We start from the raw sequence: 24,209 nt of genomic DNA on the forward strand, positions 1-24,209 counted from the left end.
AAACCCCTGATAGACTTCGCGGGGTGGGGCTTTGACTTGGCTGACCAGCTGGGGTTCAACTCTCAAAACCCCTGATAGACTTCCTCTTCGGCCTGCTCGTTGACGCTGCGAGCTGGGGTTCAACTCTCAAAACCCCTGATAGACTTCCGAACCCTAAACGGACTAGTTCACGCTGGCTGGGGTTCAACTCTCAAAACCCCTGATAGACTTCCAGGAACCAGGGAAGGAACCCACCATGAGCTGGGGTTCAACTCTCAAAACCCCTGATAGACTTCTCATGGAACCGGTCAACCTCTCGGAGAAGCTGGGGTTCAACTCTCAAAACCCCTGATAGACTTCAGTACCGCAACATCGACCCGCTGAAGATGCTGGGGTTCAACTCTCAAAACCCCTGATAGACTTCTGCTGCACCCACACCCCACGGCCACAGGGCTGGGGTTCAACTCTCAAAACCCCTGATAGACTTCTGTCGACGGGGCGGTTGTGGCGTGTGGGGCTGGGGTTCAACTCTCAAAACCCCTGATAGACTTCAATACGTCTGGGGGTCACTCGCTGCCAAGCTGGGGTTCAACTCTCAAAACCCCTGATAGACTTCTCTTGTTCCGCTTAGTACGCGCGTCGGAGCTGGGGTTCAACTCTCAAAACCCCTGATAGACTTCGCACCCGAAAGGACAGTGGAAAATAAATGCTGGGGTTCAACTCTCAAAACCCCTGATAGACTTCGTGGGAGAGTGACAGGCATAACCGGGCTGCTGGGGTTCAACTCTCAAAACCCCTGATAGACTTCTGGACGGGTTGGAATAGTTGTCAGTCCAGGCTGGGGTTCAACTCTCAAAACCCCTGATAGACTTCAGGAACATAAGGGTCAGCACCGTCAAGGGCTGGGGTTCAACTCTCAAAACCCCTGATAGACTTCGGTCTTGTTGTGGCGCTCCCATTGCTTGGCTGGGGTTCAACTCTCAAAACCCCTGATAGACTTCGGGGGCACCTTATGGCCACGCGAATTTAGCTGGGGTTCAACTCTCAAAACCCCTGATAGACTTCTGTGTCTTGGATGCGTTGTTGGCGCTCTGCTGGGGTTCAACTCTCAAAACCCCTGATAGACTTCTGCTGCCATATGCCCCCTATGTTCCATGGCTGGGGTTCAACTCTCAAAACCCCTGATAGACTTCGCGAAAAGCCTACCGAGATGGAGTACTAGCTGGGGTTCAACTCTCAAAACCCCTGATAGACTTCTTGTCCGACCTGTCACCGACGAGCGAGAGCTGGGGTTCAACTCTCAAAACCCCTGATAGACTTCGATGGCACGCGTACCCATGAGCTGGCTTGCTGGGGTTCAACTCTCAAAACCCCTGATAGACTTCACCACATAATCCGCGATCAGTTGCTGACGCTGGGGTTCAACTCTCAAAACCCCTGATAGACTTCACAGCATTAACTACCCACTCGGCCTTATGCTGGGGTTCAACTCTCAAAACCCCTGATAGACTTCTTGCGGGTCACCAGGCCACCACAACTCAGCTGGGGTTCAACTCTCAAAACCCCTGATAGACTTCTCCGATCCCGAATGAAATCATCCGTGACGCTGGGGTTCAACTCTCAAAACCCCTGATAGACTTCCAGGTGGTGATGCGGGCGTCGTCTTTCAGCTGGGGTTCAACTCTCAAAACCCCTGATAGACTTCCAACAAGTCCAGACACCCCGAGTTGATCAGCTGGGGTTCAACTCTCAAAACCCCTGATAGACTTCAACTCGAGCCCGTACGCATGACCGCGACGCTGGGGTTCAACTCTCAAAACCCCTGATAGACTTCCTAGTTGGCGCGATAAGGCATCGCGTAAGCTGGGGTTCAACTCTCAAAACCCCTGATAGACTTCTGAGCGGGGCGATCCGTGAACGGAAGTTGCTGGGGTTCAACTCTCAAAACCCCTGATAGACTTCACAACGGATGACTTCATCTTGTCGAAAGGCTGGGGTTCAACTCTCAAAACCCCTGATAGACTTCCGACCGACAAGCACGAAACCTACGAGCCGCTGGGGTTCAACTCTCAAAACCCCTGATAGACTTCAGCATGCCCCAAAACGGGCATGCAAGCTGGCATTTCTCTACTTTCTCACGCTAGAAAATCATCAACTGTGCAGGCATTTCCTCCTGCTCGGTCGGTGCCGCATTAGAAAATCGAATCGCTTTCGCCCATTGATTGTCTGTCAAAGTAACAATGCGAATGTCTCCGCCTTCAGGCAAGCAAGATTTCACGGTCTTAACGACACTTGAGAGTCTTGACGCCATGGGAAGATATTGCACATAGACACTAAACTGCGCCATTGAAAATCCTTGATCTAGCAATGCATTCCGAAATACTGTTGCCGCTTTCCGCTGGGGATTCGTCTTTACTGGCAAATCAAACATCACAAGACACCACATTGGCTGATCCTCATCCGTTCGCTTACCCATTAGATACTCCAGTGAGTTACTTCAAATCTCTGCCGATTTCCTTCGACGTATAGCCCGAATTCCTGTGCTAGCTCGATCAAACTTGTTGGGATTGACTCTCCCGTTTTCTTAAACTGTTGATTTACCGCATCGACTAGTAGAGCTTTCGTTTCCCTCACTGCCGGGTCGAACTGCCGTACATTTGAAAGTACGAAATGATCCACTGCAGGTCGGAAAGGCTCGATCAGGTCATCTGCTAGAGCAAAAGGGTTCGATCGACCTCGGTGAAAAATTCCAAGTGGACCGCTCAGACCACCCGAAATTACCGCACGAACCGCATGTCCTCGAAGAACGGTGTAGGCATAATCCAAGCAAGAATTGAGCCCTTGATCACCAGCACCTGGTTCTCGCCGAAATCCTTCCTCTAAGTTGATAGATGCCCAATAAAGCTTTGCAGCGACGGCTTCTCGATTGGTGGTATCGCCGGATCTCACTTCATTGGCTATTCGATTCAACTCCTGAGAGTTTTCGCAATGAAGTCTTTCAAGAGTATTCGCCTGCCCCAAAATCTTTGCTCGAACGGTCTGCTGCCAAGCTGATTTCTTTCGAGGCAGGCTTAAACCTGCCTGTGCTCGGTGCCTTGCTCCGACTCTCGTGTGTTCGGCCCAAGGCATCGTTCCCGCTATCGGTATACCTCTCCAATCACATACGAGCAATACGACATCATATTCGGCCAGTTTGGCCAGTACTGCCCCACTAACACTTGTCTGAATACCGACCAGAACTACGGCCAACTGTGCCAATGGCAAGTCACTAATCACTTCAGATTCCTTAACCAATTTGATATGACCGCGCACATATCGGATTGATCCTTCGAACCCTGAAAGATCGATGACTTGCCAGCCGGGATTCATCTGCCTAGGCTTTCCAACTCACTGGAAGGTGCGCAGCGGATTCCAAACGAACGCGGCCAAGCGAATCGCGTCTGATGACTACCGCTTTTCCGTCACCGAAGACTTTGTTGATTGCGGGAAGCCAACCAGTAGTATCGAGAACTTTCCTGACATCGCTAACGGCATCATCTTTCAGCCCTTCTGCACTAAAAAGACGTGGTCGCAGGCGAAGTCGGGAATTGCTAAAGAATCCATCCAAGTTCCAGCTCGTGATCTCTCCGAGCTGTTCCTGAGCTGCTCCAATCTGTCCAGTATTGAAGGTCGCCATATCCACTTGAATTTCATCATCAACGACCAACCATCCTAGGTACTCTGCAGTCCCATCTTCCAAGGCCTTACGCAGCTTAGGCTCCGATTGGCGCACACTCATTGTTTGTAGTGGAATTTCCACGGAGAACAAATCGTCATTACGGAATCTTGCCAAATCTGCGGTGTAGACACGCATCATTGCAAAAGCAGTTTTCTTCCCTGAAGGAACTCGGTAGACACGTGCATGGTGCATTGATCTTCCGAGTTCAACGTATCCGCCTCGAACTGCAATCGCTCCGGCAGAAACCGGGAAGAATTCGATTTCATCGTCGGCGTTCAAGTACCGGTTCCCAACCCGAATTGTTCGTTCTGGGTTGGCTGGAAGTCCGTCCTTCTTGTCAAAGTCTGGGCATCGAGTCAATGCGCACCACAAGGCTTCGCTAGCAGCTTTGTCGATGTCCGCAATACTCATCGCATCACCAACTAGCTTCTTCGTGAGCTTGCCTACCGTGTCTTCATGGACAGCACCGTTGCCAAGTCGCAGTCGCAGGTTGTGCGTGACTGGAATCCTATCTTCTTCCAGGTAAACTTGGAGCATTGCTCCCAGGCGCTTCATCGAACTAAGCCACTTGTTGTAGCGAATCTGGTGGTTAGTGCTCGTACCAGTGAATTCTTTCCACTGCTCTGCCTCTCGCCTGTGTCGCTGTGCCTCTTTTAGGTTGACTCGCAACGCCAACACTTCAGCAACTGTCCGACTCATCATCGCAATCACCGCTGCATCAATGGCATGGTGACGGCGGTCAAGACGAGATTTTCCTACGCCATCCGCGAAACGAAGGTTTCCGGAGATCCCAGATGCCCTACGAGCCTCTGCAGTTAGGCTGCCTTTGTACACGTTTACAGTAGTATCTGCAGAATTCGCCGAGCTTCCACCAAACTTCTGTTGAACTCGAGCACGTAGCTCATTGGCCATCCAAGCAACCGGCTCAATGGAGCGAGCATCAAACTCTTCGTCGAATGTCCGTTGCTTGAGACGTTGCGCAACTCGCGACTTAAACTGCGCGAAATCCCGAGTCGTCAATCCTGGATCAACTAACCAATGATTGAGCCGTTCCAGTGCTTCAGCAACACTAACTCCAGGAATTGCACTTTTCTCCGCCCACAATACAAACGGCGTGTTGGATTTAGAGTGATTGCATCTCTTACATACGGCCAACAAGTTCTCACGCGTATTTGTGGAACCCATGCCTGCTCGAGGAACGATGTGGTCCATCTCGCAGGTTTTGAAATCAATCGGCTGACCACAGTATGCACACTGTCCATTTTGACGCTGGATTGACTGGAATCGCCATAGATCAGCGCTCCGTGGGCGCCCCTCGATTCCAAGCCTTGCCTGCATTTCCGAAACGATCTCTAGATTTCTTTTGCCGCGTTTCTCCATTTCTCGATCTAGCTGACGAGACATCGCTTCACTGAGGAAACCGCTACGGACGTTTTCAATATTGATTACAGAAGGAGCACCCCACTCGGATTCCGCGGCATTGAGCCAACGCGCAACCGCTTTGAGCACTCGGTCTACTGCGGGATTTCCTACAGGCTCAGCGATATCAGGTGCAGGCGGAGCCCAGTCGTTTGGAACATCAAACTCAAGTTTGCGTGCTTCGTACAGGTCGATTCCATCATTCAGCATGCGATCAGTCAGGCGTTCCAGGGTGGATTCTGAGTAAGCTGCGCGCCCAAGCGGTAGACGTAGCGAATCTAGCTTCTCATGATCGGAATCTTCCAAACTCTCGAAAAAAGCTTGGACGGAACTGCCCGACTCGGTGTCAAAGTCAAAAGATTCGCTGTTCGACAAAGCTTTTAGCATTGCTCTGTGATCCTCATCGGAAGCGGTCTTCCACCAGCTTGACAGTGGCTTGAGCTTGGATGAGAGAATGCTCCGATTTGTGTCATGAACTGGAGGACGCGCACCAGCCCGCTCTCCATCGTCAGTGATCGTGGCGGTACCGAGCAAGCTGCCCCGATCGATCCCGAGGATTTCAGCTACGTTGATCCATTCCGGTTCCATCTTCGGAGCAAGGTTGACCAGGTAGTCGAACACAACTCGGCGTTGTTCGATCGAAAGGGGTGCTTTTGCGCTTCCCTCCCTAATCCGGAGATTGCCGATCAGGGCAGCTATGCGGTATCGCTGAAACGCATCCGATGCCTTCAATGCTCGTGGCAAATGCGGTTGGAGGGGATCTTTGCCCACACGTCCTGAAGCAGAGCCCTTGGGGGACTCGGCAGAAAAAACAAGGGAAACGAGCTTTCGAGCGATTTCGTGGTCAACTCCCTGGGCGTCGAAGATCGTCCACAGCTCATTTGCGTGGTCAGACTGCATGAGTCTTGCAGAAAGCAGACCACCCTCACCTCGGAGCCTTGCGTTGCCCAGCGCACTTGCAGCAACAATTTGCCCGACAGTTGCATCCTCAGGGATTGGATAACCAATTGCCTTGCTGATATTTGTCCGAATCTCAATCAGCTGTGCGCTAGGCTCTGTTCGTGCCATTAAGGACTCGACCTTCGAGTATGGATTACGCCATCCTCGGTGACGTGCAATGTGTCGCAAAGCAATGGAGAGTTTCTCCTGCATTTCAGAAGCGTCAGCGATTCGTCCTTGGGCGAGCTCTGCGCGCACCTTCCACGGTAGAAAAGGATCCGAATACACTTCGAACGCCTTCACAGGCCAACCAAGGCCCTCAAGATACTTGTCAAGCTTTTGGAGTCGCTTCTTCTTGCGTCGGAACATTCTCCGAGTTCGTCGAGCGATGCCAGACACTGCGAGTCTTGTGTCGGCCTTCTTGTTACTGTCGGGATCAATACCCGAATCATGGATGTGTGAAACGAGATTCAAGATCTCGGTTGGTGCGCCATTGTCATCCAAAGCAATGGCAGCAAATCCAACTGAGTGAGTTCCGACATCAATGCCTACTGCATAGTTTATGCGTTCCACGAAAGCCACCTTAGGTATTAAAAAAGCCGGCTTACGCCGGCGGAGCATTCAACGCCAGAAACGTGCTGGCGCTTACTGAGGTTCAACTCTGGTTTAAATGATAGTGCGATAGCGAAGGTGTTGCAACACCTTTTTACTGAGATTTCCCAAACCTAACGCGTCGCCTGGTCCAGCAGGTAGATGACGTGTTCGTAGTCGTAGCCGGTCTTTTGTTCCATGCCCATTTCACAGGTGCGGTTGGCGGAGACGAAGGCGTCGATAGGCCCATCTTCCAACGCCAATGCCAAGCCGGTTCGCTCATCCTCGGTGGCAGATTCCAACAGTTCTGGGTGGAGCAAACCACGGTCGCCGGCAGTGCCGCAGCAAGTGGCGCCGAGCGGGATGAAAGCGTCGTCCGAGGCAAAGGACGCCACCTCCATCAACTGACCCACCAGGTCCATGTGCTGCAGTGAGCAGTTCGGGTGCACCGCCACGCGGCCGACTGGGTGGCTGGTCGCGAGCGTAGGCAACAACGTAGCAGCCCATTCAACCGCATCCATCACGTGGATCTTCTCCCACCGCGACAGTTGCTCAGCGGTGAGCTCACCTGGCACATTTTCGAGCATGCCGTGGGTACAAGAAGCGGCATCCACCACGATCGGCAAGGAACCGGATTCGGACCACACCCACAGGTCTTCGAGTAGTTTCACTGACATATAGTGCTTGGCATCGCGGAAGCCCTTAGAGCTAAACGGCGTGCCGCAACAGGTCCCAGCGACGTCTCCTGGGATGTGCAGCGGTTTACCGGCGCGCGCGGAGACGGCAACGAGGGTTTCAGGCAGTGACGGGCCATCTCCGGAGCGCCCAAACATGCGGTTGATGCAGGCTGGGAAGTAGATCGCAGCGGCGCCGACACGAGAAGTCGCAGGAAGTGAAGACGCTGCTGGCGGCAAGCCGTCTTTCGCGGAAGGCATGAGATCGTCGGAAACGACAGAGCGCACTACGCCAGTTAGCGCGCCAAGGACGGTAGACCCTAAAGTAGGCCCCAGCACCTTTTCCACAGCTCCTGCGGCAGAGAGTCCGCCACGTGCGGCCTTTTCCACCGCTGCCCAATTCTTGGCCAGCTTGAGGGCAATCTGGTTCGCCCCGTCCGATTGCTGCGCCACACGGAAATTCTTCATCAATGCGCCGGTATCAATAGAGATCGGGCACGAGATGGCGCAGGTGCCATCGGCGGCGCACATGTCGATGGCATCGTAGCCATAGTCGTCGTAAAGCGCCTTAAGCAGTGCAGATCCCACTGGCTGGCGTGCCATTTCGCGGCGAAGCACGATGCGCTGGCGTGGGGTGACGGTCGCGTTGCGGGACGGGCACACCGGTTCGCAGAAGCCGCATTCCACGCAGTGAGTGACTTCTTCTTCGACGCGCGGGAAAGACTTGAAGTTCTTCATGTGCACGTCTTGGTCGCGGGTGAGCTTGACGTTCGGGGCGAGAATGCCGTGGGGATCGAGTAGTTCTTTAACCTCCCACATCAGCCCGAATAGCGTGGTTCCCCATTCGCGTTCCAGGTATGGCGCCATGGCAAAACCTGTGCCGTGCTCTGCTTTCAGGGAGCCGTCGTAGCGGTCGAGAACCAGCTCTACCAGGGCATCCATGAAGGTTTCGTAGGAGGCGACTTCTTCTGCGTCGTCAAAGGCGGGGGTCATAAAGAAGTGCAGGTTGCCGAAGGCAGCGTGCCCCATGACCATCTCTGGATAGCCATGCTCGCGCAGTAGCGCCATGAGGTCTTTGGCGGCCTCGCCTACCTCAGCAGGCGGGAAACACACGTCCTCAGTGATCAGCGCGGTGCCTTCCCGACGCTGCTTGCCGAACAGCGGGTACAGGCCACCACGGATCTGCCAGGCGAGGTCGATGTCGCGTTGGTCGCGCATGAAATCGAGTGGCTCGGTTAGTGGGGCGTCGGCAAGCACAGCGCGAGCGGCGTCAATCTTGGCTTGCAAATCTGCCTCATCCAGGCCAGCGATTTCGAGCAGCAGCGCGGAGGCATCATCGTCGAGTTCCTGCCACTGCGGGTCGGCGCCCTTGAAGTTGCCGACCGATTCGCGCAGCACCGGGCTGACCAAGATTTCGCAGGCAGCAGCTCCCGCAGCCATGAGCTTGGGCACGTATTCCGCCGCCGAGGCCAGCGTCGGCAGCATCACCCAGGTCACGGTCTTTGCCGTCGGCAGTGGCAAGGTGGCCAGCTCTGCGTCGGCGATGAATCCCAGCGTGCCTTCGGCCCCCACCATCAGCTTGAGGAGAATACCGACCGGTGTATCTGCATCCAGGAATGCATCGAGGCGGATGCCGTTGGTGTTGCGGATGGAGAATTTGCGGCGTAGTCGGGCGACCAGGGCGTCGTCGGCAAGCAACCGCGCGCGGATGTCCATCAGGCCCGCCACCAGCTCTGGTTCAGCGGTGGCGAGTGCTTCGTCGGCGTTGGCAGCGCGCGTATCGACGACCGTTCCCGACGGCAGCACGATGGTCGCTTCGCGGATCGAGTGGTACGAATCCTGATCTACCGTGCAGCGCATACCGCCGGAGTTATTGGAGAGGATGCCGCCGATCGTGGCGACGACGGCCGAAGCTGGGTCGGGAGCAAAGCGACGCCCCGAGCGTGCCAGCACCGCATTCAGCGCAGTCAGGGTCTCACCCGGGCGGACATACACATTTTCGCCGAGGACCTCGATGCCACGAAAGTTCGATCGCACGTCCACCAGGATGTCGTCGCCCTGTGCCTGCCCATTGAGTGAGGATCCACCGGAGCGGAAGGTGAGGTGGCGACCGTGATCGCGGCAGTAGGCAAGCAACTGCTGCATGTCTTTGATATCGCGTGGGGAGACCACCACCTGCGGAATGAGCCGGTAGTGTCCGGCGTCGGAGGCATAACGCACGAGGTCCAAAGCGCGTGAGTGAACTTGTTCTTCACCGAGGAGCTCAATAAGAGCGCTTTTAAGCTGCTCCGGAGTACCCGCTGCCAGCTCTTCCGGGACTCGGTCCGGGAATTCTCTTTCATTTCCTGCTGGTTTGCCGATTTTGGACGTATCGAGGGTAAAGAGCTGCTTCATGCCCCTTAAAGTACCTGTTTTATTCCCTCGGCAACGATAGTTTTCCCATTTTTGGGTAGATCCCCGCACGAGGAAATGATCCCCTCAACGGGCCGTTGTCCTAGCTCGACTTCCCAACGGCGACCGTCGGCATGTGTGACGAGCCCGCCAGTCGCGCTCAGCGAGCCGAGCAGCACGCGCTCACCTGATTCGACCAGGTGCGTGGCCACAGCCAGCTCAGCGACCTGATCAGGCGCAGCGTAGCAGCTGCGGCCGCGATTGCCGGCGAGGAAGAGCTCACCCCGCTGCAGGTAGCGAACCATGTCGGTGGCAGGGCGCTCGGCTAAGTGCCCGAAGGAGTACCCCCAGGGCAGCGCTATTATCGACGGCGCGAAGCGGTGCCCCTTGGTGTGGGAGGATTCCCAAATGTTCTCTCCCGGGAAGGTCTGGTCCAGGTAAGCAGCCAGTGGCCGACCCTTGAGGGCGCAGCAGCGGTCGCGTTTGCCGTGGGTGCAGACGAGAACGACCGGATGGTTCACTGGTTCGCCACCGGAAGTGCCGGGGGCACTGATATCCAAGTCGAGCAACTCTTCGATCGAGCGAAGAGAGAGTTTTTCCACGTAGCCTTGTTCCACAAAAGCGATGAAAACACTGCGAATGCTGCGCTGCTGCCCTTCGCGGCCAGGCTTGCGGATCAATTGCAAGCTAGCCCCGGTGCGGTGGAGAAACTCTGCCACACGAGCTGTGAGTTCGGGGCCGAACGCATCGCCATCCATGATGTCGTGGCCCCAGCCGAGGGCGTGTTCAAAGGCAATGAAAACTGTCCCGGTTTTTGCCGTGCCGGGCAGGGGCTCTACGCGCTGGTCTGAGCAGAGAACTTCGGGAGTCATACTCCCAGGTTAGCCGGTTGCCCAGCAGACAGGAAAGGCAACCCTAACTGTTGCTAAAGTGAAAGTTGTTATTACCGTTTCACAACATTTCCTGCGACTGTCCCAATTTTGACTCACAACTAGCTACGGTGAAGCCATGACTGCTGTTTCTCTCCCTATCCGTACCGCTGCCCTCGTGGCTGCGATTGGCCTGAGCGCCGTCGGTATCGCTGCGTGCGACTCCGACGAAACATCGTCCGGCGGACCAACTCAGATCCAAAAGCAGTCCCTCACCAGTGACTCCCAACAGTCCAGCACGTCGAACATTGCCCCGCTAGGCCAGGCTAACTCCACCATGAAGACCCAGCCTGTCGAAGTCCCAGCGAAGCTGGTCCCTGTTGCCATGCGTACCGGCACCCACCAGGGGTTTGACCGCGTGGTCATCGAGCTCACCGGCGAAGGTAAACCTGGGTGGCACATCGACTACGTTCCACTCCCACAGCAGCAAGCTAGCGGCCAAGAGCTCAAAGTTTCCGGCGATACCTTCCTCAACGTCAACATCGACGGCACCACCTACCCTTTCGAGATCGGTGTCGAAGCCACCGACCTCCCAGCTACAGTTGGCTCCGGCCCTGCCGTGGCTGAAGTCATCTCCGGTGGCACGTTCGAGGGCCGCTCCCAGTTCGTCATCGGACTGAAAGGCAGCCCCCGCCCCTACTCCGTCTCCTACCTCGAAGACCCCAAGCGCCTAGTCATCGACTTCACCGAGAACTAGTCGTACGTCGCCTCCACGCGCCACTGCCCCGCGAGCCACACAATCAAGAAGGCCCGCGGGGTATCCTCTTGCACCACCACGACCTGCATCCGCGCGTACTTTTGCGCCACGTCTGGATCCCACCACCGGTCATCTACCGGCCACGGCCCGGCCCACGCTGTCACCTCCCAACGATGGTGTCCTCGCACAAGCCACGCAGGTGTAGCGCTGAGGATCGCGTCCGCAGTGACGTGGATAGCCGTGCCAGTGGCGTCGAGAAGCTGCAGTTTGGTGGCGGGATGGCTAGCTGCACGCGCGGGCAACGGCGACGGCAGCACCCCCAGCCACGTCCCCGGAGCGCGACGCGGCGTGACCTCCTCCCCGTAGGGGATCAGCTCCGTGCGTTCGGCCGGCCCCCGACCACCGGCAAGACGTGGCTGCAGCACCGCATCCGTCCCTAAGAGGGACTGCACCCGCGCCACCACGCGCCGAACCTGCTCAGCACGCTCATCCACCGCACCCCACAGCCCGGCGCCCGCCCCAGGCGAGCTCACTTCCAGCGGCTCGAGAGCTAGCGTCACGATCCCCGGGATCTGCCGCGCGCTCAGCCATCCATCGAGCTGCCAACGCACCCGATCCGCCGTCGCAGACTCCGTGAGCGGCTCACGGGTGCGCCACACCCGCTCAATAGCCACATCCGCTTCCGCAATCACCTTCAGACGTTGGCATACCACCCCTGCGCGCTGCAGCTTCTCGTGCAGTTGGGCTGCCAGGGTGCGCGCAAGGAACGCCGCTTCATCAACGCGGGTGATTGCCTCCTCCGGGGTGAGCGATACCCGCAGGTCCGTAGTGGGCAGCTCCGGCGCGACCTTCCGTTCCTCCCGCCCCAGGGCAATGCGCTGGCAGGTGAGCCCCGCCCGCCCAAAGCGCGTAACGACGGCCGAAGGTGGCAGTTGCGCCAGTTCGCCGAGCGTCCGAATCCCCAGCATGCCTAGCGCATCGAGCGTTTCCGCCTCGCAGCCGAGTGCTTCTTCGAATTTCAGTACCCCTAGGGGTTGATCCTTCAGGAACGCCAGAGACTCCCCCGGTGGCACCGCTGCGCCTTGCCGCGCGGCGATGATCGCGGTGGTGATGGTGTCTGCGATGCCGATCATGCAGTCCACGCCCTTGAGAGAGGCGGCATCGGCGAGGAGCTGCACGGCTTTGTCTTCACTACCGTAAAACCTGCCGGCGGCACCGGCATCGATCACAACCAGGCCAGGTCGCAGCACCTCCACGCTGGGGGCGATCTCTTCGAGTTCCCGCACCACCGGCTCAAACTCGCGGGCATCCCGATCCGCATCCCACTCCGCCAGCGTGAGCGCCGGATAGAGCGCTTGTGCTTCACGCACCCGCATGTCACGCCTGATTCCTTTGGCGCGGGCGAAAGAACTGCACGCCCGTACCCGGTGCTGCTGCGATACCGCCATGACCCCCGCGGCATGCGTGGGCCAATCCGGGAACCACACTGCCATGACCCGCATTAGACCACCCGCAGCCGCGTCTTTTTATGCCCCGGCTCGCCGACCTGCACCACACGTGTGCTCACGCCTGTCTTGGCGCGAAGCTGCACCTGGATCTGAAACCCGCGGATCCTACCGGTACCGGGGCCAATGCCATGGAAGCCGCGCACCTTGGCATCCATCACCACATGCGGGGACGGGGCAGTAAGGCCTACCAGCAACAACGCCGCGTTCCCCTTGCGAAGCTTGCCTAGCAGCGGCCTAGCCCGCACCGGCGAAAGACTCAGCTGAACCTCAGAGCGGTAGACAACTAAGTCCATGCCTTCGCACAGCACAGCTACCGTGTTCAGCGGTTCCACGCCCGGATCCGGGACCGCCACCACTTTCTCCAGCCCCTGGCCAATCTCTGTCAGTAGCAAGTCCGGCCAGCCCACCACGGCTACAAAGTTGCCATCTTGCACTGCTGTTCGAACGATCTCAATGACAAATGCGGGCGTATCGCTGCACTGCAGCACCACCCTGCGCGGAAAGTTCACTCCCAAGCCCACCGGACCAGGAATGCCCTCTTCAGGCAGGACTTCTGGAGCGGGAATTGCCCCCACAGCATCCATGCGCGCGCGAAGGACAGCGACGCGATCAGCCCGGCTTAACCCAGACAGATCCGCCCCCACATCCTTTCGAACACTTGTTCCCGACACAAGGAATAGTATGGCGGAATAACCCGCTCAGTTCAAGTGCCTAGGTGATGTCTAGGCCAAGTCGTAGCGCTGCGCCCAGCGCGTCAGCGCATAACGATTCGACTGCTGCGTCTTACGCAGAATATTCGACGAGTGCGTCTCCACCGTCTTGATCGAAATAAACAGCTCAGCGGCGATTTCCTTGTAGGTGTAACCACGGGCCAGCAGGCGCAGTACCTCAAGCTCCCGGCGCGTCAGCGCATCCACCAACTCCGGCTGCTCCGGCTGCTCATCAACCACACCCACACCAGCGTGCGCGTCCGGCGCAGCAAACGCATCCAGCACGAACCCTGCCAGGCGCGGCGAGAAGACGGCGTCGCCTTCGTGAACACGGCGGATGGCGTCGACAAGCTCCGGGCCCGAAATCGACTTGGTGACATATCCGCGGGCACCCGCGCGGATCACCGAAATGACATCCTCCGCAGCGTCGGAGACCGACAGCGCCAGATAGCGCGGGAAATGCGCGCCCGCGATCACAGCCTGGCCACCGCCATCCGGCATGTGCACGTCCAGCAGGACGACATCGGGGTGGGTGTCGGTGATCCCCTTAATGGCGTCAGCTACGCCGCCTGCCTCACCGACGATCTCTACGTGCTCCGAAATCTCGGCACGCACGCCGGAACGGAACACGGAATGATCATCAACGAGGAAGACACGAATCATGCCTTTGAGTCTACTGGCAACTTAATGTGCACCTCGGTACCTTCCCCCGGCGTGGACTTCACCGTGGCCACGCCGCCGACCCGCTCCACACGACCCAGAATCGAATCCTTCACCCCGTGGCGATCAGGGTCGATGTCCGACATGTTGAAGCCCACCCCACGATCGCGGACGAAAATCTCCAGGTCCCCGAAGACCTCGGAATACACGTCGACGGAGCTGACATGCGCATGTTTCGCAGCGTTCACCATGGCCTCGCGGGCGGCAAAGACCGCGGCCTGTGTCTCATCCGTCATCGGGGTATCCCCTACCGTGACCGGGGCAATCCGAATACCGTAGAGATCCTCGACCTCCCCGGCGGCCAGTTCCAAGGCTTGGGAAACGGTGGTAGAGGAGGCGGTTTTGCCGTCGAAAAGCCACTGGCGCAGTTCACGCTCCTGACCGCGGGCGAGGCGAGCGACCTCCATCGGTTCCTCCGAACGCTTCTGGATGAGCGCCAGGGTCTGCAACACCGAATCGTGAATGCGGGAAGCGATCTCGGCGCGCTCTTCGGCCTTTGCTTTCTCATCGCGCTCCTCAGTGAGGCGCCGCCACATCTGCAGCAGCAATGGAACAGCGAGAACCGCCGCACCGACCAGCGTAAACAGCACCGCTGTAAACGTCGCGCCGAACACCGCGGGATCCGCCCAGTTGATCGAAACAAAGAAGATACCCGCGAAGACCAAAATCACGCCCACCATGATGGTCAGGGTGTTCCGGGGTCGCAGCAACGCTTCCACGCCTTGGTCATAGGCCTGCCACGCCACCAGTGCGCCCACGCCCACAATGACAGCCGGAACCAGCGTCGATCCCTGGAAACCCGTGAAGGCGGAAAAACTCAAGACAGCAGCGGCGATACCACCGATAACGAAGATCAGGTTGAGCCCCTTCGGGGTCTCGGTCCCCTCCGGAATCACGCACGAGGCCTCTTGCTCCGCGGTCGCCGGCTTCGTCATCATCCAGGTACCCATATAAAACACCAGGCCAAGACCGCCGAACAAGCAAGAGACGAGCAGCACGAGGCGAATCGTCAGCACGTCCATCTTTAAATGAACGGCTAGTCCGGAGGCCACGCCTCCCACCACACGCTTACGCGGCCGATAAAACTTCGGGTACATCATGTCTTATATCTTGGCATGACCCTGAACTTTTGAAATCGGTGTAAACCCTGATGTTTTTGCTGTCAGAGTGCGCGAACATAAAAGTATGAACACGAACACGGTAAACACGATGTGGGCCACCCGCCCCGCCCGCATCCCTGCCTCCCAGGGCGGCAACGCCAAGATCGCCGGTGTCTGCGAAGGCATCGGTGTCCGATACCAAGTCGATCCCACCCTTATCCGCATCCTCTTCGTCGCCGCGGGACTTGTGGGAGGTGGCTTAGGCGTCTACCTCGTGGCATGGCTGATCATGCCGCGTTACTCCATGCAGTACTCCCCAATTGAGGCGGTGCTCAAGAACCTTAGCGACCAGTACCAGAAGGAAAAGGAAACCGGCTGGTGGCTCATCGTCGCACTGCTCGTCTTCGGCTTCAGCGCCACAAGCGGCTCCGGAGACTTTGTTAGTGGCAGCACGATGATCTCCCTCGCCCTCGCCTTTGGGTTCTGGTACTTCCTCCACACCAGGCAACCGGAGCCGCCGAAGGTGGATAACAGCATTATTGCCCCCGCACCGGGCTTCCAAATGCCCACCCCGCCGTCGTGGGATCCGCTCGGCACCGTGCCTGAGCTGTGGCACCTTCCGGAGCCGGGAACCATGGCGCCAGAGCCACCCAAGAAGAAGTCCTACGGCTGGGTGTGGGTGGCAGCTGCCGTAGTCCTCGCTGGTCTCGGCGGAATTGCCAACCTGGCATATCACAACGCCGAACCTCCAGAAGGCCTAGGCGATGTCACCACTGTCGTCCGCACTGAAGCTGACCTGCAGCGCGTCTACGAAAACGGCATCGGCAACCTCACCGTCAATATGCGCGACCTACAACCACTCAGCGAGGACCGCACCGTCAAGGTGGACAACGGCATCGGCAACGTGCAGATCGAGCTACCCAACGAAGTGCCGGTTCGAGTCGAATGCAACAACGGCATCGGCGACACCAACTGCCAGCCCGGACTACACAACGCAGGCGAGGGACACGTGCTCACCATCAAGGTGGACAACGGCATCGGCAGTGTAAACATCAAGTATTAAGCAGCTGGACTTTTCACCCCAGCGATATCACCCGATCAAACACCCGATCCGGCAGCACCGCCTTCAGCACTACCAACAGCTTCGCACCCCTACCCACCGTGTAGCGGGTGCGGGGCTTTTCTGCTTCCACTGCTTTGAGCAGCGCCTTAACGACGACGGCATGGCCGCGACAACCACGGACCGGAATATCCCTTTCGCAACGTCCGCGCCAATTTCTGGGCTTGGTCTTGATAGACAGAGTCCTTGCTGGATTTTTCGAGATTATCCGCAGTGATCAGACCCCAATTGGTCTTGATTCCGCCCGGTTCGACCACGATGACATCGATGCCGAAGGGCTTGAGCTCCATGCGCATCGCGTCGGAAAGCGCTTCCACCGCGTACTTGGAGGCGTGGTACCAGCCGCCAAACGGCATGACCATGCGCCCGCCCATGGACGAGATGTTGATAATGCGCCCGCTCCCCTGTGCACGCATGCCCGGTATCACGAGCTTTGTCATTTCGCTGAGGCCAAAGACGTTGACGTCGAACTGGTACTTGGCATCGGCCTCGCTGACCCCTTCCATAGGGCCATAGAAGCCGAATCCTGCATTGTTGATCAGCACGTCCACGGTGCCAACATTCGCAGCGACGGCCGCACGCTGCTCCTCGTCCGTGATGTCCATGGCCTGCGTCTTCACGCCGAACGGCTCGAGTTCCCGCAGCTTATCTGCCGAGCGGGCCACTGCCCACACCTCGTGGCCTCTCTTTGCCAGGGCCTGTGCCGCTTCAAACCCGATGCCGCTGGAGGCGCCGGTGATCACAATCTTCATGCTTGCCATCTTTCACGATTTTGTTTCATGGTATTCCTAAAGAATACGCGCGAAAAAGGCCCCGGCTTCGGATTTTTCTCTAGGAGAGAATCCGAAGCCGGGGCCTTAATTCACGGTGGGGATTACTCCCACTCGATGGTTCCCGGTGGCTTGGACGTGCAGTCCAGCACCACGCGGTTAACATCTGGCACTTCGTTGGTGATGCGGGTGGAGATCTTCTCTAGGACGTCGTAAGGCAGGCGGGTCCAGTCGGCAGTCATGGCGTCTTCGGAGGACACTGGGCGCAGCACGATTGGGTGGCCGTAGGTGCGGCCGTCGCCCTGGACGCCGACGGAGCGGACGTCGGCAAGCAACACGACTGGGCACTGCCAGATCTCGCCGTCGAGGCCAGCAGCGGTGAGCTCGGTACGGGCGATGAGGTCTGCAGCGCGCAGCGTCTCCAAGCGCTCTTCGGTAACTTCGCCGATGATGCGAATGCCGAGGCCTGGGCCTGGGAACGGCTGGCGGTTCACGATCTCTTCCGGCAGACCAAGCTCGCGACCCACGGCGCGGACTTCGTCCTTGAACAGGGAGCGCAGTGGCTCAACGAGGTCGAATTCGACGTCGTCAGGAAGGCCGCCCACGTTGTGGTGGGACTTAATGGTTGCAGTACCGGATCCGCCACCGGACTCGACCACATCTGGGTACAGGGTGCCCTGGACGAGGAAGCCGACATCCTCGCCTTCCAGAACCTCAGCGACTGAACGTTCGAAAGAGCGGATGAACTCGGCACCAATGGCCTTACGCTTGGCTTCTGGCTCCGTCACGCCGGCCAGCTTGTCCAGGAATGCAGCACGCTCGTCAGCCACAACCAGCTTGGCACCAGTGGAAGCGACGAAGTCCTTCTCCACCTGCTCGCGCTCACCGGCACGTAGCAAGCCGTGATCGACGAGGATACAGGTCAGGCGATCACCGATGGCGCGCTGCACCAGAGCTGCGGCAACAGCGGAGTCAACGCCACCGGACAGACCGCAAATCGCGCGGCCTTCCGGACCGACCTGCTCCTTGATCTTCTCGATGAGCTCTTCCGCGATATTCTCGGCGGTCCAGTTCTGCTCCAGACCTGCGATCTCAGTGAGGAAGCGCACGAGCACTTCCTGGCCGTGTGGGCTGTGCAAAACCTCAGGGTGGTACTGCACACCGGCCATGCGCTTGTCGACGCACTCGAACGCAGCCACCGGTGCACCAGCGGACTGTGCGGTAACAGTGAAGCCTTCCGGAGCCTCGTGCACGGCATCGCCATGAGACATCCATACTTTGTGGGTATCTTCAAAACCTGCGTGGAGAATGCCACCGGTGACAGTCATGTCGGTACGGCCGTACTCGCGGTTGCCGGTGTTGGCCACGGTGCCGCCCATGGCGTGCGTCATGGTCTGGAAGCCGTAACAAATGCCGAATACTGGCAGTCCGAGCTCGAAAACAGCCTCATCGATCTTCGGCGCACCTTCCTCGTACACGGAGGATGGGCCACCGGAGAGGATCAAGGCGGCAGGATTCTTGGCCTTGATTTCCTCAATGGTTGCCGTGTGTGGGATGACCTCGGAATAGATCCGGGCCTCACGCACACGACGTGCGATGAGCTGGGCGTATTGGGCGCCGAAATCGACGACGAGTACTGGGCGATGAGATTGCGGATTCACGCCCCAAAGTCTATCCCACGTTTCACTAATGGGAAAAGGCAGCCCCAGTGCGGGACTGCCTTCCAAATTACTGCGACCTAGCGAATGTTCAGAGCGACCTTTTGGAAGCTCTTCAGGTCGGTGTAGCCACACTTTGCCAACGCGCGGCGCAAACCACCGACGAAGTTGAGGTGGCCGAAGGCATCGGTGGATGGTCCGTGCAGCACGACTTCCAGAGAAGGAAGTGGCTGGTTATCGAGGTCTTCAAGATTCTCGGCGGTGACAAAGCCACGTGGGAAGCGTGGGTGTGCGGCCACTGCTGGCCAATAGAAGCCCTTGCCTGCAGCCTCGGCAGCTTGTGCCAGCGGAGCGCCCAGGACTACGGCATCCGCGCCACAGGCGATTGCCTTGATTGCGTCGCCAGAGTTCTCGATCTCACCGTCTGCGATGATGTGCACGTAGCGTCCACCGGTTTCATCGAGGTATTCACGGCGGGCAGCGGCAGCATCAGCAATGGCAGTGGCCATCGGAGTCTCAATGCCGAGCGCGAATTCGTTGGTGTTTTCGCCGCCACCAACGATGATGCCGGCAGCGCCAGCACGCATGAGGTGCATCGCGGTGGTGTAGTCGCCTACGCCACCTGCGATCACAGGAACGTCGAGGTTGCCAATGAACTCCTTGAGGTTCAGTGGTTCACCATCGGCCTGGACGTGCTCAGCAGAAATGAGCGTGCCCTGAATGATGAGCAGTTCAGCCCCAGCCTTGATAACAACAGGCGCCAGTTCGCGGGCACGCTGTGGTGACACGCGTACTGCCACGGTCGCACCGGAGGCACGAACCTCGGCGATGCGCTCGGAGAGCAGCTCGGTGTCGAGCGGCGCAGCATGCAGTTCCTGGAGAGCAGCGATCGCCTTGGAGCTGAGGATGTCCGTGGACAGCAGCTCCTCGCGAGCGATCTGGATGACTCGAGAGATCGCACCATCCAGGTCAGCGTGGCGACCCCACAGTCCCTCTGCGTTGATAACTCCCAAGCCGCCTTGCTTGTCCATTTCGATGACAAACTCTGGCGTCGCCAAGGCATCCGTTGGGTGCGACATGACTGGAATATCGAAGGTGTACGCATCGATGTTCCAGGTAGTGTCCACGTCTTTGGACGACCGGGTACGGCGTGAAGGGACGATAGAAATGTCGTTCAGGCTGTAGGAGCGGCGAGCCTCGCGCCCCATGCCGATTTCTACGATTTCTCGCATTTCAACTTCCCTAACGCATGTAGTAGTTCGGAGCTTCGACAGTCATCTGAATGTCGTGCGGATGAGATTCACGCAGGCCAGCGGCAGTAATCTGCACAAAACGTGCGTTCTGCAGCTCTTCGACGGTCGCAGAACCGGTGTAGCCCATGGCGGCACGCAGGCCACCCACGAGCTGGTGAATGATGGTGTCGATGCTGCCACGGAATGGCACGCGACCTTCGATGCCTTCTGGAACGAGCTTCTCTTCGCTCTTAACGTCTGCCTGGAAGTAGCGGTCCTTGGAGTAGGAGCGCTTCTCGCCGGTGAGGCCGCGGCCCTGCATAGCTCCGAGCGAACCCATGCCGCGGTACATCTTGTACTGCTTGCCGTTAACCACGGCGATCTCACCTGGGGACTCGGCGGTGCCAGCCAGCATGGAGCCGAGCATCACGGTAGACGCGCCAGCAGCCAGGGCCTTGGCGATGTCACCAGAGAACTGCATGCCACCATCAGCGATGATCGGCACACCGGCCTTCTTGGCAGCTGCGGCAGCTTCCATGATGGCGGTGATCTGTGGCGCACCGACACCAGCAACAACACGGGTGGTGCAGATGGAACCTGGGCCGATACCGACCTTGATGGCATCTGCGCCAGCGTCGATCATGGCCTGGGCTGCGCCGCGGGTAGCGAGGTTGCCACCAATGATCTGGACCTTGTCGCCAAAGCCCTTCTTCACGCGGGACACCATGTCCAACACGCCGCGGTTGTGGGCGTGGGCGGTGTCCACGATGAGGACGTCTACCCCGGCGTCGACAAGCGCGCCCGCACGAGCCCAGCTGTCTTCACCGGTTCCGATACCTGCGCCAACCAGCAGGCGACCGGAGCCGTCCTTGGAAGAGTCTGGGTACATTTCCGTCTTGACGAAATCCTTGACGGTGATCAGGCCGACGAGCTTGCCTGCCTTATCGACGATCGGAAGCTTCTCCACCTTGTTGGAGGACAGCAGCGAGAGAGCTTCTTCCTTAGAGACGCCTTCCTCTGCGACGACGAGTGGCATCGGGGTCATGACCTCGGCGGTACGACGAGTCATGTCGTTCTCGAAACGCATGTCACGGTTGGTACAAATGCCGACGAGCTTGCCATCAGCGTCAACTACTGGCAGTCCGGAAATGCGGAAGCGGGCACAAAGCGCATCAACTTCGCCGATGGTCATGTCTGGGGTGCAGGTGATCGGGTTGGTCACCATGCCGGACTCAGAACGCTTGACAATCTCGACCTGCTCAGCCTGGTCCTCGGTGGAGAGGTTTCGGTGCAGCACACCCATGCCACCCTGGCGGGCCATGGCGATGGCCATGCGTGCCTCGGTGACGGTATCCATAGCAGCGGACACGATCGGGGTCTTCAGCCGGATCTCACGGGTCAGCTGGCTGGAGGTATCAACATCGGATGGGATAACGTTCGACTCGTCTGGGATCAACAGGACATCGTCAAAGGTCAGGCCCACCAAGGCGACCTTATTCGGGTCATCCCCACCGGTTGCTACGTGATTGTCAGTCATCAAGTCCTCCTTCAGGCATTCAATTGATTCCTAGAGTAGTGCTTTCCCAGCATTTGAGGTAATTCAAGGTAGGGTATGGACTGTGAATTTTGAAGGCATGCCTCTTGACCCTTTCGCAGATGATCCCAATGATCCTGCGTCCTTTCTTGAGCCCGACGAAGAGTTCCCGCCGCTGTCCATCGACGAGCGTGCTCATATCCTCGAAGACCTCACCTTGTTAGAAAAATTCCAGGTGGCGCTTGAACCCCGTGGCATCCTGGGCATTTTCTTCTACTGTGAGGACTGCGATGAGCCTCACTATTACAACTGGGAAATCATGAAGGACAACATGCGTTCCCTCCTCGGCGGGCAGCAAAGCCCGGTGCATGAGCCATCTGCGCAGCCCGACATCAACGCTTACGTGCCGTGGGACTACTGCCTCGGTTATTTGGACGGACTCGACGCCCACAAGTCCTAGAAGTACAAAACACCCCGCATTCCTCATGGAAGCGGGGTGTTGTTGGGTTTATGGCCGGTTAAGGCTGCGGGGTCACGGTGGCCGTGGGCTCCAGGCTTGTCGACGCCGTTGGCGTCGGGGACACTACTGAAGGCGTGACACTCACGGAAACGGTGGTCGAGCGCACCACAGTTTCTGTGACGGTCTCAGTTTCAGTGATCACGATCGGAGGCAAGACTTCTGCTGGTTCGCGTGACGTAGTGATGGATACTGAGGTCTCCACGGAGGTAGCAGTGGTCGGCACGGCTTGAGTTACGGTGGTCGGAACCTCAATGATGCGTGCTTCCAGTTCCTGAATGGCACGCTGTGTGGATGCACGATCTTGAGAATTCACAGCGTTGGCGAGGATGCGCGCCTGCTCGAGCACCTGCATTGCGCCTTCGACATCGCCTTCGGCGTGGCGCTTGTCCACTTCCTCCAGTGCGCTGGCGAGGTCAACTACAGCTGCATGCTCGCCGAACATGGAGGTCTTCGCTCCCCACAGTGGGGAATCCGGCTGTGCGTTGTATATCGCTCCCCCGGCACCGGCAATGAGCATGGTGGCGGCAGCAGCGCCGACAAGGCCAGACATCAATGGGCTGACGCTGCGGCGACGGCGACGTTCGTCGAGAGAGACCACAGGTGAGGCTTCCTCAGGGAGCAGATCATCCAGATCTGGCGCGGCCGGGATGGGCGCATTGACCTGGTGATGCAGCGAAAGCATCAGTTCCGCTAGCGGGTCGGCGCCGCCAGACGGATCGACGCCGCGCGAAAGTTCATCAAGAAAAGCGTCGGTGCCAAACAGTTCATCGAACTGCTCGGACGCGCCCTTCTTTTCACCACGATCGGTCATTTAAAAATCCTGTCCATCCAATTGCTTCCGAAGTGATGCCAGCGCCCTATGTTGAGCGACCCGCACCGCACCAGGAGTGCTGCCTACGATGTCGGCAGTTTCTTCCGCCGACAGACCCACGAACACTCGGAGAGTGATAATTTCGCGTGCCTTCTCATTAAGTGAATCGAGAAGTTGGTGCACTCTGTTACTACCATCAATGACCAGCGCATATTCTTCAGGAGTATCGTGATCCAAAGCGGAATCAGGCACATCATCAGTCGGATTGGAAAGATCCTTGGCAAAGCTGCGGTGAGCATCGGCTACTTTATTCGAAGCAATGCCGTAGACGAAGGCCATGAAGGGACGACCGCGGTCGACATACTTGCCAATCGAAGTGGCCACAGCGAGGAGAATTTCCTGCGTGACATCATCTGCCGTGGGATGCTTGCCACCTCCGATGCGGGCACGGGTGTAGCGGACAATCGGCGGGTGTATCAATGAAATGACTCGTTGGAGCGCCCGACGGTCACCGTCGGCAGCTAGCGGCACCAGCTCCGCCAGCTCTTGCTCAAAGTCATTCACTAGGGCTACCTTCCACGTTTGCTCAATAGGCCCAACTAATCATTTTGACTCACTAGATCACAAATTAGTGACCATCCATGCATTTCTACATCAAATTGTAACTGAACGCACCCCCTCCTAAAAATTCACCAACAGTTAACCTGGGGCCATTCATGCAGCTAAAGGCTTATTTATTCAACTGAAAGACCGCTAGGTCAACTCGAATTCATTTACTCCGACACCAATTGTTTACCAAAAGGCTTAAAGATCACTGGCGTAGTTAAAAATCCACTTACAGGAGGAACTAGCATGCCGCAGCCTAGCCAGCTTCCAGGCCCGAACGCAGACTTTTGGGATTGGCAGCTTCACGGCGCTTGCCGAGGCGAAGACTCTGCAGTTTTCTTCCACCCTGACGGAGAACGCGGTCGTGCTCGCACCCAGCGCGAAAACCGCGCCAAGGCCATCTGCCGCGAGTGCCCCGTCCTCACGCAGTGCCGCCGCCATGCTCTTGAGGTAGCTGAGCCATACGGCATCTGGGGCGGGCTCTCTGAATCTGAGCGCGATCTTCTCCTGCGCCCTCGTCGCAACAACCGCCGCATGGTTGTCTAACAGAATTCTGCTTCACTTCACGCAACACGCAAAAAGC

The 24,209-nt window shown here is 57.9% G+C and carries 19 protein-coding genes and 1 CRISPR repeat array (1 of these 20 cut by a window edge); of the genes, 4 read left to right on the forward strand and 15 right to left on the reverse strand.

Going from position 1 to position 24,209, the window contains the following annotated elements; genetic code table 11:
• Window positions 1-2,069: a CRISPR direct-repeat array (repeat unit 36 nt; unit sequence GCTGGGGTTCAACTCTCAAAACCCCTGATAGACTTC); it begins 914 nt to the left of the window's first position.
• 50 nt (window positions 2,070-2,119) lie between these two features.
• The 5 genes from cas2 to CKALI_RS09635 form a co-directional block, all read right to left on the reverse strand.
• Window positions 2,120-2,455 (reverse strand): CRISPR-associated endonuclease Cas2, encoded by a 336-nt coding sequence (cas2, locus tag CKALI_RS09615; RefSeq protein WP_156193144.1) that lies wholly within the window; start codon window positions 2,453-2,455, stop codon window positions 2,120-2,122.
• On the reverse strand, window positions 2,455-3,348 hold the full coding sequence (gene cas1 / locus CKALI_RS09620; protein ID WP_156193145.1) for a type II CRISPR-associated endonuclease Cas1: 894 nt from the start codon (window positions 3,346-3,348) through the stop codon (window positions 2,455-2,457). The genes cas2 and cas1 overlap by 1 nt, the downstream gene beginning before the upstream one ends.
• A 4-nt stretch (window positions 3,349-3,352) precedes the next feature.
• Window positions 3,353-6,619 (reverse strand): type II CRISPR RNA-guided endonuclease Cas9, encoded by a 3,267-nt coding sequence (gene cas9, locus CKALI_RS09625; RefSeq protein WP_156193761.1) that lies wholly within the window; start codon window positions 6,617-6,619, stop codon window positions 3,353-3,355.
• Window positions 6,620-6,780: 161 nt separating this feature from the next.
• On the reverse strand, window positions 6,781-9,714 hold the full coding sequence (locus CKALI_RS09630; RefSeq protein ID WP_156193146.1) for an FAD-binding and (Fe-S)-binding domain-containing protein: 2,934 nt from the start codon (window positions 9,712-9,714) through the stop codon (window positions 6,781-6,783).
• 5 nt (window positions 9,715-9,719) lie between these two features.
• Window positions 9,720-10,583 (reverse strand): sucrase ferredoxin, encoded by an 864-nt coding sequence (locus CKALI_RS09635; protein WP_156193147.1) that lies wholly within the window; start codon window positions 10,581-10,583, stop codon window positions 9,720-9,722.
• 136 nt (window positions 10,584-10,719) lie between these two features.
• Between CKALI_RS09635 and CKALI_RS09640 the strand changes: the two genes are divergently transcribed.
• The gene (locus tag CKALI_RS09640; RefSeq protein WP_197079678.1) at window positions 10,720-11,337 is read left to right on the forward strand and encodes an AMIN-like domain-containing (lipo)protein; all 618 of its coding nucleotides are present in this window, start codon (window positions 10,720-10,722) and stop codon (window positions 11,335-11,337) included.
• On the opposite strand, the gene CKALI_RS09645 is transcribed toward CKALI_RS09640, so the two are convergent.
• From CKALI_RS09645 to CKALI_RS09660, 4 genes are read right to left on the reverse strand one after another with little or no spacing between them, the layout of a single operon-like run.
• Window positions 11,334-12,830 (reverse strand): DNA polymerase Y family protein, encoded by a 1,497-nt coding sequence (locus tag CKALI_RS09645; RefSeq protein ID WP_197079679.1) that lies wholly within the window; start codon window positions 12,828-12,830, stop codon window positions 11,334-11,336. The genes CKALI_RS09640 and CKALI_RS09645 overlap by 4 nt on opposite strands.
• An 8-nt stretch (window positions 12,831-12,838) precedes the next feature.
• Window positions 12,839-13,516: a hypothetical protein gene (locus CKALI_RS09650; protein ID WP_197079680.1), complete on the reverse strand. Its 678-nt coding sequence runs from the start codon at window positions 13,514-13,516 to the stop codon at window positions 12,839-12,841.
• Between the two features lie 51 nt (window positions 13,517-13,567).
• A complete protein-coding gene (locus CKALI_RS09655; protein ID WP_197079803.1) occupies window positions 13,568-14,215 on the reverse strand; it encodes a LuxR C-terminal-related transcriptional regulator in 648 nt (215 codons plus the stop codon).
• Window positions 14,215-15,375, reverse strand: a complete 1,161-nt coding sequence (locus CKALI_RS09660) for an ATP-binding protein (protein WP_156193150.1) — start codon at window positions 15,373-15,375, stop codon at window positions 14,215-14,217. Before CKALI_RS09660 ends, CKALI_RS09655 begins: the two co-directional genes overlap by 1 nt.
• Window positions 15,376-15,460: 85 nt before the next feature.
• On the opposite strand from CKALI_RS09660, the gene CKALI_RS09665 reads away from it, so the two are divergent.
• Entirely contained in the window at window positions 15,461-16,438 is a 978-nt protein-coding gene (locus tag CKALI_RS09665) for a PspC domain-containing protein (RefSeq protein WP_156193151.1), read from the forward strand.
• Between the two features lie 146 nt (window positions 16,439-16,584).
• Here the strand turns inward: CKALI_RS09665 and CKALI_RS09670 are convergent, their stop codons facing one another.
• The 4 genes from CKALI_RS09670 to guaB form a co-directional block, all read right to left on the reverse strand.
• Complete coding sequence (locus tag CKALI_RS09670; protein ID WP_197079681.1) at window positions 16,585-17,256, reverse strand: SDR family NAD(P)-dependent oxidoreductase; 672 nt, start codon at window positions 17,254-17,256, stop codon at window positions 16,585-16,587.
• 113 nt (window positions 17,257-17,369) lie between these two features.
• Window positions 17,370-18,926 carry a glutamine-hydrolyzing GMP synthase gene (gene guaA, locus CKALI_RS09675; RefSeq protein WP_156193152.1) on the reverse strand — a complete coding sequence of 519 codons (1,557 nt, stop codon included), beginning with the start codon at window positions 18,924-18,926 and terminating at the stop codon, window positions 17,370-17,372.
• 77 nt (window positions 18,927-19,003) lie between these two features.
• A complete protein-coding gene (locus tag CKALI_RS09680) occupies window positions 19,004-20,155 on the reverse strand; it encodes a GuaB3 family IMP dehydrogenase-related protein (protein ID WP_156193153.1) in 1,152 nt (383 codons plus the stop codon).
• A 10-nt stretch (window positions 20,156-20,165) separates the two neighbouring features.
• Window positions 20,166-21,692, reverse strand: a complete 1,527-nt coding sequence (guaB, locus tag CKALI_RS09685; protein WP_231580456.1) for an IMP dehydrogenase — start codon at window positions 21,690-21,692, stop codon at window positions 20,166-20,168.
• Window positions 21,693-21,774: 82 nt separating this feature from the next.
• Between guaB and CKALI_RS09690 the strand changes: the two genes are divergently transcribed.
• A complete protein-coding gene (locus tag CKALI_RS09690) occupies window positions 21,775-22,149 on the forward strand; it encodes a DUF5319 domain-containing protein (protein WP_156193155.1) in 375 nt (124 codons plus the stop codon).
• Between the two features lie 58 nt (window positions 22,150-22,207).
• On the opposite strand, the gene CKALI_RS09695 is transcribed toward CKALI_RS09690, so the two are convergent.
• Window positions 22,208-23,020, reverse strand: a complete 813-nt coding sequence (locus CKALI_RS09695) for a hypothetical protein (RefSeq protein ID WP_156193156.1) — start codon at window positions 23,018-23,020, stop codon at window positions 22,208-22,210.
• On the reverse strand, window positions 23,021-23,584 hold the full coding sequence (locus CKALI_RS09700; protein ID WP_156193157.1) for a sigma-70 family RNA polymerase sigma factor: 564 nt from the start codon (window positions 23,582-23,584) through the stop codon (window positions 23,021-23,023).
• Window positions 23,585-23,872: 288 nt separating this feature from the next.
• Between CKALI_RS09700 and CKALI_RS09705 the strand changes: the two genes are divergently transcribed.
• Complete coding sequence (locus CKALI_RS09705; RefSeq protein ID WP_156193158.1) at window positions 23,873-24,172, forward strand: WhiB family transcriptional regulator; 300 nt, start codon at window positions 23,873-23,875, stop codon at window positions 24,170-24,172.
• Window positions 24,173-24,209 lie beyond the last annotated feature (37 nt).

Origin of the sequence: Corynebacterium kalinowskii (genome assembly GCF_009734385.1) — a bacterium.
Classification (GTDB): Bacteria; Actinomycetota; Actinomycetes; order Mycobacteriales; family Mycobacteriaceae; genus Corynebacterium; species Corynebacterium kalinowskii.